Source organism: Pseudarthrobacter quantipunctorum (genome assembly GCF_045291495.1).
Classification (GTDB): domain Bacteria; phylum Actinomycetota; class Actinomycetes; order Actinomycetales; family Micrococcaceae; genus Arthrobacter; species Arthrobacter quantipunctorum.
The window spans coordinates 2820366-2832480 of the sequence record NZ_CP148033.1 but is presented as its reverse complement, the minus strand read 5'-3'; the positions used below and the strand labels follow the sequence as shown (position 1 = coordinate 2832480).

Here is a 12115-nt window from a genome sequence, read left to right as displayed (position 1 = left end):
AGCAGGTCTCCGTTCCGCTGCCACGCCGCGGCAGCGGCTCTGTTGGGGGTCTGATGCCATCCTGCCCTAGATCCAGGACGGCATCCACATCCGGACTTTCCAGGCGTCGTAGGGAATCGTTTCGGCCGCCCAGACAGGATAGAAGAAGGCGGACAGCAGGATGGCGGCAGCAACGAACAGTGCTACCAGGTACAGCCCCGACCTGCGGCGCCAGGGCGGGTCGGAGGCCCTGCCCAGGACGAGGCCCAGGCAGTACACGAGCGCCAGGATGAGGAAAGGCTCGAAGGAGACTGCGTAGAAGTAGAACATGGTCCGCTCGGGGTACAGGAACCACGGCAGGTAGCCTGCACCCACACCGGCCAGAATGGCGCCGGCGCGCCAGTCCCGCCGTCCGGCCCACCAGAACAACAGGACCACCAGGGAAATGACGGCGCCCCACCAGATCAGCGGATTTCCCACGGACAGGATCGCGGAGGTGCATTTTTCCACCGCGCAGCCCGGGCTGCCCTGCGGCGGCGTTTCGTAGAAGAACGACGTCGGCCTGCCGAGTACCAGCCAGCTCCAGGCGCTCGCCTCATACGGGTGGTCCGATCCAAGGCCCTGGTGGAAGGTGTAGGCCTCCCGGTGATAGTGGGCCAGCGAGCGCACAGCGTCCGGCAGCCAGCCCCACTGGGCCGACGGGTTGCTTTCCGCCCAGCTGCGGAAGTACGCGTTTTCGGACCGGAACCAGCCTGTCCACGATGCCGCGTACACGAGCGCAGCCACCGGCACCATGCTCAGGAACGCGGGGACTCCGTCCTTGATGACGCCGCCGCTGATCCAGCCGCGGATGCCCGCAACACGCCGGGCGTTGAGGTCCCACAAAACCGTGAGGAGCCCGAAGCCGGCAAGGAAGAAGAGCCCCGACCATTTGGTTCCGACGGCAAACCCCAGGCACACCCCCGCTGCCACGCGCCACCAGCGGATGCCCAGCCAGGGACCGGACAGCAGCTGGACCGCCGTCGGACGCCCCCCGTTGTCCGCGGCGGCCCGTGCCAGCCGCAGGGCCAGCCGCCGCCGGCCGCTGTCCCGGTCCAGCAGCAGGGCCCCGAACGCGGCCAGGACCCAGAACATCAGGAAGATATCCAGCAGCGACGTGCGGGACATGACCAGGTGGTGGCCGTCCACCGCCAGGAGGAGTCCGGCGGCCCCTGCCAGGGGCAGCGACCGGAAGAGCTTCAGGGCGATCAGGGACAGGAGCAGGATGGACAGTGTTCCGGTCAGTGCTGCAGCGAACCGCCAGCCAAAAGGGTTCTCCGGGCCGAAGAGTCCCATGCCGGCGGCAATCATCCACTTGCCCACGGGCGGATGGACTACATACTCGGGGGAGTCCAGCAGCACCCCGGGGTTTCCGGCGTTGAACGCGTCATTGGCTTTGTCCGGCCAGCCGCGCTCATAACCGCTGACCAGGTAGGAGTAAGCGTCCTTGACGTAATACGTTTCGTCGAAGACAAGTTTGGGCGGCGCCTCAAGCCGGACGAACCTGAGGATCCCGCCGGTGACGGCGGTCAGGACGGGGACCAGAAGGAACCACAGCCTCAGCGACGGCGGGTAGTCACGCCATCCGCGGGCGTTGCCCACGAGCCGTGCCAGCAGGGCTTCGAGGGTGAAGGCCTCGGCGGGGCGGCTGACCCAGGGCCGCAGGGGGGAAGCGCCCGAACCGATAGCTGTCCCCCCGGTTTCATCGCCGGATGCCGCGGGGGCGGCCTGTCCGGCCCCGCCCGGCCGCGTCGAGGTCTGCGTCACCAGCCCATGCTACCGTTTGCGGCCGGCGGTCCCCGGCAGCAGTAGGCTGGTGGCGTGGACCCTAACCCCAGCACCCTTCCTGATTCCGGCCCGGCACCTGCGGGGCGCATCGTGCTTGCCGCCACCCCGATCGGAAACACCGGTGACGCTTCCGCGCGGCTGGTGGAACTGCTGGGAACCGCCGACATCGTGGCTGCCGAGGACACCCGCCGCCTGCATCGGCTGGTCCAGAGCCTGGGCGTCACCGTGGCCGGGCGGGTCATCAGCTACCACGAGCACAATGAGGCCACCAAGACGGCCGAGCTGCTGGCACAGGTGCAGGCAGGAAGCACCCTGGTAATGGTCACCGACGCCGGGATGCCCTCAGTCTCGGATCCGGGTTTCCGCCTGGTTGAAGGGGCGGTCGCGGCCGGGCTCACCGTAACGGCGGTCCCGGGGCCGTCAGCGGTGCTCACCGCCCTGGCATTATCCGGCCTGCCGACGGACCGCTTCTGCTTTGAGGGATTCCTTCCGCGGAAGGCCGGTGAGCGGGCGTCACGGCTGGCCGAGCTTGCCGGGGAGCGCAGGACCACGGTGTTCTTCGAGGCGCCGCACCGGCTGGAGGTGATGCTCCGGGCACTGCGCGAACGGTTCGGGCCGGACCGTCCCGTTGCCGTATGCCGTGAGCTGACCAAGACGTATGAAGAGGTCATCCGCGGCACCCTCAGTGAGCTTCTGGTGTGGGCGGAAAGCACGGAGATCAGGGGCGAGATCGCTGTTGTCCTGGGCGGGGCGCCGGAAAAGGCGGCCGGGACGCCGGAGGACCATGTGGCAGCGGTGAACGAACTCGTGGCCCAGGGCATCCGGCTCAAGGAGGCAGTGGCAGCGGTGGCCGAGGATGTCCGGGTGAGCAAGCGGGAGCTCTACTCCGCCGTCCTGGCGGCCCGCTGACGTTCGCGCGCAACGTGCCGGACCGCTGTGCAGCTGCACAGCAACGCCATGACGCGGCAGTGCGCAACGGCGTAGACCTGCCGGAAGCCGCCGCAGTAGTCTGGCAGTAATTCAGCCTGTATGGGCCCGGTCACTCCGGCCGCCGCCAAAGGGCTGCACCAACCCTACTGACGAGGGAGTCATCGTGACTGTCACTGCACAGCCGGCCGTTTCCGCAGACCGCGAAAGCGCCCTTCTGGCCTCTGTCCCCACTGGCCTGCTGATCAACGGCGAATGGCGGGATGCCATTTCCGGGAAGACCTTCGACGTCGAGGATCCGGCCACCGGCAAGGTCCTGCTCAGCATCGCCGACGCCGGTGCCGAGGACGGTGCGGCCGCGCTGGATGCCGCCGCTGCGGCGCAGGAGTCGTGGGCGAAGGTCCCGCCGCGTGAACGGGGCGAGATCCTGCGCCGGGCGTTTGACCTCGTGACCGAGCGGGCCGAGGACTTCGCGCTGCTGATGACGATGGAAATGGGCAAGCCGCTGGCCGAGGCCCGCGGTGAGGTCACCTATGGTGCCGAGTTCCTGCGCTGGTTCTCCGAGGAAGCCGTCCGCGCCTTTGGCCGCTACTCGGTATCCCCGGACGGCAAGTCCCGGCTGCTGGTGACCAAGAAGCCGGTGGGCCCGTGCCTGCTGATCACGCCGTGGAACTTCCCCCTGGCCATGGCAACCCGCAAGATCGCCCCGGCCGTCGCCGCAGGCTGCACCATGGTCCTGAAGTCCGCGAACCTGACCCCGTTGACCTCGCAGCTGTTCGCCGCCGTCATGATGGAAGCCGGCCTGCCCGCCGGTGTCCTGAACGTCATCCCCACCTCCACCGCGGGCGCCACCACCGGGCCGCTGATCAAGGACTCCCGGCTGCGGAAGCTCTCCTTCACCGGCTCCACCGAGGTAGGCCGCCGGCTGCTCTCGGACGCGTCCGAAACGGTCCTGCGCACCTCCATGGAACTGGGCGGGAACGCCCCGTTCCTCGTCTTCGAGGACGCTGACCTGGACGCCGCTGTCGCCGGTGCGATGCTCGCCAAGCTCCGGAACATGGGCGAGGCCTGCACCGCGGCGAACCGGTTCATCGTCCACGAGTCCGTCGCGGCCGAGTTCGCCGAGAAGTTCGCCGCGAAGATGAAGGACATGACCACCGCCCGCGGCACCGAGCCCGAATCCAAGGTGGGCCCGCTGATTGATGCCAAGAGCCGGGACAAGGTCCACGAACTGGTCTCTGACGCCGTCGCCTCCGGCGCCAAAGCCGTCCTGGGCGGCGGGCCGGTGGACGGGCCGGGCTACTTCTACCAGCCCACCATCCTCTCCGGCGTCACCGAAGGCACCCGCATCCTGTCCGAGGAAATCTTCGGACCCGTGGCCCCGATCATCACCTTCAGCACCGAAGACGACGCCGTGCGCCTGGCCAACAACACCGAATATGGTTTGGTGGCTTACGTCTTCACCAAGGACCTGAACCGCGGGATCCGGATGGGCGAAAAACTCGAAACCGGCATGCTCGGCCTGAACGCCGGGGTCATCTCCAACGCCGCGGCACCCTTCGGCGGCGTCAAGCAGTCCGGCCTCGGACGCGAAGGCGGCCTCGAAGGCATCGAGGAATACCTCTACACCCAGTACATCGGCATCGCCGACCCCTACGCCGGATAACTCCGGCAGCGGCAATCAGCTGCCGCTCTGCCTCCGGACGCCGTCGCGCGCTCCCTGCCTGGAAAGTCCAAGGCGGGAGTGCGCGGCGGCTTTTGCCGTCCTGCGCAGGATCCGGCCCGTGGCCAGGAACGGTGCAGCAAGCAGCCTGCCCAGCCGTCCCATGACCGACGGCGGGAGCCAGGCTGCCTGAAGCCGGCGCGCCAACCCCGCGTTGGCATGCAGCGACGATTCCACCGCCGCGACCTGCGCCGCCACGGTGCCGCCGGTGCCGCGCGCGGAACCGGGCTGTCCGCCGTCGGCCGCCCCTTCAGGGAGGGCACCGGACGGAGGGCCATAGCTGTGGCGTTCGAAGCCGGCCGTAAGTGCCACGACGGCCTGGTGTGCCGCCTGGTCCAGGCCGCCGGCATCGCCCAGCAGTCCGCCGCGCAGCCGGGCTGAGTAAGCGCGCGGCGTTTCACTCGATCCAGGGGCAAGGCCATAATCGGTGCCGAGGTCCAGCAGCTCACGCCAGCCCAGGGGCAAGGCGCTGCCAGGGTCCCGGGGCCGCAGCCGCCGGGCCCTGATGCCCGCACGGATGAGCCGGGGCGTGGCCAGCAAAAGCGCTATCCCCAGGACTCCTGCCGTCCCCAGCAGCCACGGCAGGAGTTGCACACCCGAATCGGCACTTCCGCCGCCGCCGGGGGCAGGGGCCGCGCTGGCGCTCGGCGCGGGGGTGGGAGCCGGGGTGGCATCGGGCAGCAGGTCTTCATTGTTGTCCAGCACGTCGGGGGCGGCGGAGGTGGATGACTCCGTGGCGTAGTCGGGAACCACGCCGCGGGAGGGTGTGGGTTCGAAAGGCACCCAGCCCAGGCCCTGGAAGTAGAGTTCCGGCCAGGCGTGGGCGTCGCGCGCGTCCACCTCATATTCCGGCAGTGCTCCCTGACCGGCCACCGACACCGTGGCACCGGTGAGCCTGCCGGGTGCGTAGCCCACCGCGATGCGGCTGGGGATGCCTTCGAGCCTCGCCATAACAGCCATCGCGGACGCGTAGTGGATGCAGTAGCCGCTCTTTTGCTCCAGGAAGTCGGCCAGGACCGACAGGCCGTTGCCGTCGTAGCCGCCCTGCACCGGAGACTGCAGGGAATAGGTGAACTCCGCCGAACGGAGGTACTTCTGGATGGCCATCGCCTTCGCATAGGGGGTGCCCGTCCCCGCAACGGTATCGGCGGTGCTGCGGACAATGTCCGGAACGTTGCCGGGAATCCTGGTGAAGTCCTCCGGGATGCCCTGGACGGCGGAAGAGGACTGTGCCAGGAGCCCTGCAGTCAGCCTGGGGATGGTGGACGTGACCAGGTACTCCTGGCGCCGCGACGTGGTGGTGTCCGAACCTTTGATGCTCAGGGTTGCCGGGTCCCAGGTCCACCGCCCGTTGAGTCCGCGGACTGATTCCGGGGCATAAGGAGCAGGAAGGTAGGGGCTGCTGAAGGTGCCGGCGTCGATGGCGGTGACCAGACGTTGCTGTTCGTCCGCCAGGACCGTGTAACCGGGATCAATGCGGCCGCCCAGGGGCAGCCGGGAAGCGTCACGGTCGTCCGGGCCCCAGGAGTCGCCGTCGAAGTGGTCCACGGTGACCGAGCGCAGGTACAACGGGGTGGACGCATTCGTGGCGTACGTGATCCGGCCGCTGCCGTCCGGTGTCCGCAGGCTGTTACCCAGGGTGATCATGGGGTTCAGGCCAGTGGACGTGCCCCATGGGTTGAGCCGGGAACCTTGCGGAAATGTTCCCTGGTCAAAGCCGGGAATTGCCATGGGCACCACCAGGGTGGCGGCGAGGGCCACAGATCCCGTCAGCACAGCGCGCTTCAGCTGGCCCGGACTCCTGGCGGAATCCGTCTGGAACCGGACGCCGGGGGCGAAGTACTGGCTGCAGGCGAGGATCGCCAGGTATCCAGCCACCGTGAAGGCGAATCCCCAGAATCCCACGCTTTGCGGCTTGATCATGGCCGGCACCACCAGGATGGCCAGCAGCCCCACTCCGGCAGCAGCGGGTATTCCGAGCGGCACTGCCAAGGCGTCCACCAGGATCACCGCCAGGCCCAGGACAGCGCAGATGACCATGACGATTCCCACGTTGGGTGCCACGGGCGCCGTCTCGGAAAGTACGGTTTCGCTGGCCCTTCGGATGAGGCGGTCCAGCTCCACCAGGGTTCCGCCGGTGGGGATGAATCCGGCGACGCTGGAGCCGCGGAAAAATGTCAGGGTCAGGATGGTGGCCAGCGAGATGAATCCCCCGGCCGTCACCAGCAGGGGCTGGGCCCGCACGGAGCGAAGGGCAGCCAGTGTCAGGCTGACCACCAGCACGGTGGTCAGGACAGGCCAGTACCAGCCCCAGCCGCGGAGCACCCCGTTCAGTGAAAGGGCGGCACCGCAGACAGCCAGGGCGATGGCGCCCGCCATGGCCCAGGGGTACGCGCCAACCCGGCGCCGGGCGGTGGTTTTCTCCTGCCGGCTGCCGGATTGCCGGCTGGCTCCCGGGCTGCGTGTTGGTGCCGCGGTCACCGCGCGGCCCCGGTTCCGCGGCGGACCTCCGCTGAGGGAGCGGGCACTGCCACGTCCTGGTCGAACTGGCTCCAGGCTGACGCCACGGGGACAGCGGGCGCAACGGCCACCGCACGCCAGCCTCCCTGCCGGAGGACTTCCAGGACCTCCGCAGCCTCGCCGGGCTTTTCCGTGACGATGACGGCGAAAGCATTGGTGGCGTAGCCGGCGGCCGGGGCAAGGGCTAGGGCTTCCATGCGCGAGAGTATTCCGAGGACCGCGATCACCGGCCCCCTCATCCGGTGTGCGGAAAGTTTGTCCATGAGCAGGTCATCAAACGCCTCAGGTCCCGCGTCGAGGGCGCTGGGGTCGCTGGCTCCGTTGACCCTGCCCGCCCACGGGCGAAGAACATTGTCACGGTGTGTATGGCGTGGGCCGGTCAGCTGGATGGCGGCAAGGCTTTCGGCGATGGACTGGAGACCGGCTGCGCCGATGTATTCCTCGGCCTCAGGCTCCGGAGCAGACGGTGAGTGCAGGAAGGCGGGTCCGCCCCTGGTGTCCAGCAGCCGAAGGGCATAGTTCCGTTCCGCCAGGTGTGCGCTGATGGACATGACCGCCACGACCGACCATTCGAAGGTTCCGCTGCTGGCCATGGGGTGCCCGTCCGGGCCCGCCTGCCCGTCTGGCCGGCTGCCCGAACCTCCGGAATACGCAGCATACCTGTGGTCCATGATGACCGTGGCTTCCGGTGTGGTGACGGATTCCTCCTGGCGCACCATGAGGTTTCCGTGGCGTGCCGTGGCGGCCCAGTGCACCCGCCGCATCGGGTCGCCGTGGCGGTACTCGCGGGTCATCACATCGTCGTCGCTGGGATTGGCGCGGATCCTGGTTGCCGTCACGCCGTCGTTGCCCCGCGCGCCGGCCAGTCCCGTGAGGGGAAGGACGACGGCGGCAGGCGTCACGGTGAGGATGTCGCCGTCGTCTATCGCCTGCCGGTGCAGTGACAAGCCGAAGGGATCCGTGAATTCTGCGGTCACCGGGCCAATGAGGAACTGGCCGCGCCGGGCTGAACGGAGGTGGTACTCATAGCGGCTGGTGCCCCCGGTGGCAGCCCGGGAAGGGAACCGGAAAGCCGGCGACTCGCCAAAACGGGCAGGCAGTTGCTCCTCCATGGTGGCGCTGCCGCTGCCGCTGCCCGTCCGTGCCACTGCGAGGCGCACGGTGGTGGGTGCGGACGTTTCCACGGGAGACGGAGTGAATTCGCGGTATACCCGGAACCGGGGCTTGACCAGCCGGATCCCGGCGAGGGAAACCAGGGGGAGGACAACCAGCAGTACGCCCAGGGTCAGCAGGTCCCTGCGGCCCATGACATATGCGGCGCCCACCGCGGCACCGCCGGCGGCGATCATGCCCCACCCGCGTTGGGTGAAGAGATGCCGCGGCACCCTGTCCAGCAGCGCCATGGGCACCGCCTACTGGTTCCTGCTCAGCCCGGTGACCGGGGTGGCCGTCCTGCCGGCAGGTGCCGTATTCCTGGCACCGGTTCCGGCGGCCTCAGAAGCTATGGGCAGGCGCGACAGGATGCCCCTCAGGACGCTGTGCGGGGTTTCCCCCGACCCTGCAGCCTTGCGGTCCAGGATGATCCGGTGCGCCAGGACGGCTTCGGCAACATGAACGACGTCGTCCGGCAGGACGAAGTCCCGGGCGTCAAGGGCTGCGGTGGCTTTCGCTGCCCGCAGCAGCTGCAGCATGGACCGGGGGCTGGCGCCGAGCCGGAGCAGCGGACTTTCCCTGGTGGCCCGGCCGAGCGATACGGTGTACTCCTTGACGGCCTGGGACACGTAAACCTGCTGGACAGTGGTGATCATGGCAGCCACCTCCGCCGAGGTGACCACGGCGGAGACCTTGGCCAGGGGCGAGGTGGCCTGATGCGTTTCGAGCATCTCTATCTCGGCGTCCTTGTCCGGGTAGCCCATGGAGATCCGGGCCATGAACCGGTCCCGCTGGGCCTCGGGCAGCGGGTACGTCCCTTCCATCTCGATTGGATTCTGGGTGGCAACCACCATGAACGGCTCATCGAGCCGGTATGAGGTGCCGTCAACAGTGACCTGGTGCTCTTCCATGCATTCGAGCAGCGCTGACTGGGTCTTGGCGGACGCCCGGTTGATTTCATCGCCGATGACGATGTTGGCAAAGACCGCCCCGGGCCTGAACTCGAACAGCCGGGAGGACTGGTTGTAGATGGACACGCCCGTTACGTCAGACGGCAGCAGGTCCGGGGTGAACTGGATCCGGTTAACAGTGCAGTCAATGGTGCGGGCCAGGGTCTTTGCCAGCAGTGTTTTTCCCACTCCGGGCACGTCTTCGAGCAGCAGGTGCCCCTGGGCCAGCAGGACGGTCAGCGCCAGCCTGGCGGCGTCGGATTTCCCATCGATGACGGTGTTAACAGACGTAAGGATGCGCTGCGTTGCCGCATGGAAGCCGGCTGCGTCCATGGCCGCCGGGCGGTGCCCGTTCAGGTGGCTGACGGGATCAGCGAGCCCCGCCAGAGTGCGGTTCGCAGCGCTCACATCGTTGGCAGTGCGTCGGTGGGATTCCATCGGCAACCTTTCAGCCCGGGGTTTCACCTGGACGGGACAACAAGCCTGCCGTCGCCCGTCGGTGGGCGTTCGCATGTGTTCGTACCAGACTACTAACACAACTGCCGCAGCTGACAGAGAGTTCCGACAAAAATAGGGAGGGCCCGCAGCTAGGCTGGATGGATGTGCACGTCGCTTCCTCCTGCCGCTTACCGGGACCCCGCCACCGAAGACGCGCCGGAGCCGAGCAGTTCCCGGCAGAAAGCCTTCCCTCCGGCTCCTGAGCCCCTGCCGGTGCCGGTGATGGACAACCACACCCACCTGGACTTCCCGGATGGCAAGGCTCCCGTTGGGATATCGGCAGCGCTCGATGCCGCCGCAGCAGTGGGTGTCCAGGGCGCGGTCCAGGTGGGTTGCGATCTTGAATCGTCACGGTTTACGGTCCAGGCGGTGGACCTGGACCGGCGGTTGCTGGGGGCTGTTGCGCTGCATCCCAATGATGCTCCCCGCTACGCCGCCCGCGGCCAGCTCGAGGAGGCGCTCGCGGAAATTGAACAGCTGGCCGGCCATCCGCGGATCCGGGCCATCGGAGAGACCGGCCTGGACTTCTACCGCACCGAGGGGGACGGCCTGGCGCACCAGCGCCACTCCTTCCGCCGCCACATCGACATCGCCAAAAGACTGGACCTGACGCTACAGATCCACGACCGGGATGCACACGACGACGTCGTCCAGGTGCTCCGCGAAGAAGGCGCACCGGAACGGGTGGTCTTCCACTGCTTCTCCGGTGATGAGGAACTGGCAAGAACCTGCAACCAGGAGGGCTGGTGGATGTCTTTTGCCGGAACGCTGACCTTCCGCAACGCCGGCAACCTGCGCGCTGCGCTCGCGGTGGCGGACCCTGGGCTGGTCCTGGTGGAAACCGATGCGCCGTTCCTTACCCCGCATCCGCACCGGGGCCGGCCCAATGCCAGCTACATGGTCCCTTACACGGTCCGGGCGATGGCCGAATTGACAGGCATGGACCTGGCCGGGCTCTGTGCAGGAATTGCCGCCAATACCGTGCAGGCATACGGAAGCTGGGACTAAGAAGCCGTTTTGCGGGCGTTATAATTTGGATACCCGGTATGCACATTTCTTGGTGCCTTTATAACGCTACGGTTACAGTGGACATTTATTAGCCGGGGTCGGGGAAGGCCAACGGGTAATTTCACTTCTTTCTGCAGCAGGATTGCTGGGCGTTGTCCCGGCTTGCCCGTTGCGCGGAGTGTGGCGGCGCAACGGTGCCCGGACTGCCATTGCTGGTGGTACCGGGCCTTTTACTGCGCGATTCCCCGTGCCCGGACAGACCTAAAGTTACGGGCAAACGTGAGCAAGTTTTTCACATCGGACGGCAAGTTCAGCTTCGTCAAGGTTGGCGCCCAGCTTCTGGTGCTGTGTGCGCTCGTCGTGGGCCTCGTAGCCTTCGTCGGCAATAACAAAACCATCACACTCAACGTTGATGGGAAGGTCTCGTCCGTGCAGACCTTCGGCGGAACCGTGGGGCAGGTGGTCAAGAGCGCCAACCTGGAGCTGAACCCTGCCGACCGCGTGTCGCCGTCGGTTGATGCCTCGGTCCAGGACGGCACCGTTATCAACGTCAATAAGGCCAAGGAAGTCAAGGTCAGCCTCGACGGTTCCGAGAAGACGGTCAATACCACCGCGCAGGACGTCGCCGGGCTGGTCACCGAACTTGGCGTTGCCAGCGCTTCTTCGGTGTCCGTGCCCAAGGACGCCCAACTTTCCATTGCCGGATCCTACGTCTCCATCTCCACCCCCAAGACCGTCAGCCTCGTTGCGGACGGCAAGGTGGATACCGCCACCACAACGGCTGCCACGGTGGGCAAGGTGCTCGAAGATGCCGGCCTGGTACTGGGAGCCAACGACCGCTCCTCGCAGCCCGTCAACGCCCACGTGGTTAACAACATGGTCATCAAGGTCTCACGCGTTGACACCGGCCAGACCGCAGTCACCACCGAGGACGTTCCGTTCGAGACCGTGACGAGTGAGAGCGGCGAACTGCTCAAGGGCGAAAAGGAAGTTACCCAGAAGGGCGCCGCAGGCAAGCTGGAGAAGACCTTCAAGCTGGTGCTGGTTGACGGCCGTGAAGCCTCGCGCACCTTGGTGTCAGAGACGGTTACAGTGCAGCCCGTGGCCGAGAAAGTCACCGTGGGAACCAAGCCGAAGCCGGTTGCCCAGGCTGCCCCCGCAGCAACTGCTTCAAGTGCGGGCACCAACACCGGTGCTGCCGCTCCGGCCATGATGAACGAAGCCATGTGGGACAAGATCGCCCAGTGCGAGTCCACCGGAAACTGGAGCATCAACAGCGGTAACGGCTATTACGGCGGCCTCCAGTTCGACATCCGGACCTGGATCGGCGCAGGCGGCGGGGCCTACGCCCCGAACGCCAGCCTTGCCACCAAGGCCCAGCAGATCGACATTGCCAACCGGGTATACGCCCAGCGCGGCCTTCAGCCGTGGGGTTGCGGCTGGGCTGCCACCAGCTGACCATAACGATTGCGTGCCCGTCAGGGCGCTGCGGCCGGGTACGGACCTCCGTGCCCGGCCGCAGCCTTTAACG

The 12115-nt window shown here is 67.2% G+C and carries 8 protein-coding genes; 4 read left to right on the top strand and 4 right to left on the bottom strand.

Annotated elements, in window-relative coordinates; translation table 11 throughout:
• Positions 1-66 precede the first annotated feature (66 nt).
• A complete protein-coding gene (locus WHH00_RS12800; RefSeq protein WP_406633290.1) occupies positions 67-1785 on the bottom strand; it encodes a dolichyl-phosphate-mannose--protein mannosyltransferase in 1719 nt (572 codons plus the stop codon).
• Positions 1786-1839: 54 nt separating this feature from the next.
• Between WHH00_RS12800 and rsmI the strand changes: the two genes are divergently transcribed.
• Complete coding sequence (gene rsmI, locus WHH00_RS12795; protein ID WP_406633288.1) at positions 1840-2715, top strand: 16S rRNA (cytidine(1402)-2'-O)-methyltransferase; 876 nt, start codon at positions 1840-1842, stop codon at positions 2713-2715.
• Positions 2716-2899: 184 nt separating this feature from the next.
• Positions 2900-4399, top strand: coding sequence for an NAD-dependent succinate-semialdehyde dehydrogenase (locus WHH00_RS12790; RefSeq protein WP_231457256.1), 1500 nt, complete (start codon positions 2900-2902; stop codon positions 4397-4399).
• A 15-nt stretch (positions 4400-4414) separates the two neighbouring features.
• On the opposite strand, the gene WHH00_RS12785 is transcribed toward WHH00_RS12790, so the two are convergent.
• Genes WHH00_RS12785 through WHH00_RS12775 form a run of 3 tightly spaced genes read right to left on the bottom strand, consistent with a single transcriptional unit; the run spans position 4415 to position 9516 of the window.
• The gene (locus WHH00_RS12785) at positions 4415-6937 is read right to left on the bottom strand and encodes a transglutaminaseTgpA domain-containing protein (protein WP_406633285.1); all 2523 of its coding nucleotides are present in this window, start codon (positions 6935-6937) and stop codon (positions 4415-4417) included.
• Positions 6934-8379 carry a DUF58 domain-containing protein gene (locus tag WHH00_RS12780; protein ID WP_406633283.1) on the bottom strand — a complete coding sequence of 482 codons (1446 nt, stop codon included), beginning with the start codon at positions 8377-8379 and terminating at the stop codon, positions 6934-6936. The genes WHH00_RS12785 and WHH00_RS12780 overlap by 4 nt, the downstream gene beginning before the upstream one ends.
• Before the next feature lie 9 nt (positions 8380-8388).
• Positions 8389-9516, bottom strand: a complete 1128-nt coding sequence (locus WHH00_RS12775) for an AAA family ATPase (protein WP_406633281.1) — start codon at positions 9514-9516, stop codon at positions 8389-8391.
• A 162-nt stretch (positions 9517-9678) separates the two neighbouring features.
• Here WHH00_RS12775 and WHH00_RS12770 point away from each other — a divergent pair, with 162 nt between their 5' ends.
• Together WHH00_RS12770 and WHH00_RS12765 are read left to right on the top strand one after the other, a co-directional pair.
• Entirely contained in the window at positions 9679-10584 is a 906-nt protein-coding gene (locus tag WHH00_RS12770; protein WP_406633279.1) for a TatD family hydrolase, read from the top strand.
• 279 nt (positions 10585-10863) lie between these two features.
• Positions 10864-12042: a transglycosylase family protein gene (locus WHH00_RS12765; protein WP_406633277.1), complete on the top strand. Its 1179-nt coding sequence runs from the start codon at positions 10864-10866 to the stop codon at positions 12040-12042.
• The last annotated feature ends 73 nt before the right edge of the window (positions 12043-12115 follow it).

Excerpts from the sequence above, each read along its gene's own strand:
- WHH00_RS12775 (WP_406633281.1), bottom strand. The coding sequence starts at position 9,516 with ATGGAATCCCACCGACGCACTGCCAACGATGTGAGCGCTGCGAACCGC.
- WHH00_RS12770 (WP_406633279.1), top strand. The coding sequence starts at position 9,679 with ATGTGCACGTCGCTTCCTCCTGCCGCTTACCGGGACCCCGCCACCGAA.
- WHH00_RS12780 (WP_406633283.1), bottom strand. The coding sequence starts at position 8,379 with ATGGCGCTGCTGGACAGGGTGCCGCGGCATCTCTTCACCCAACGCGGG.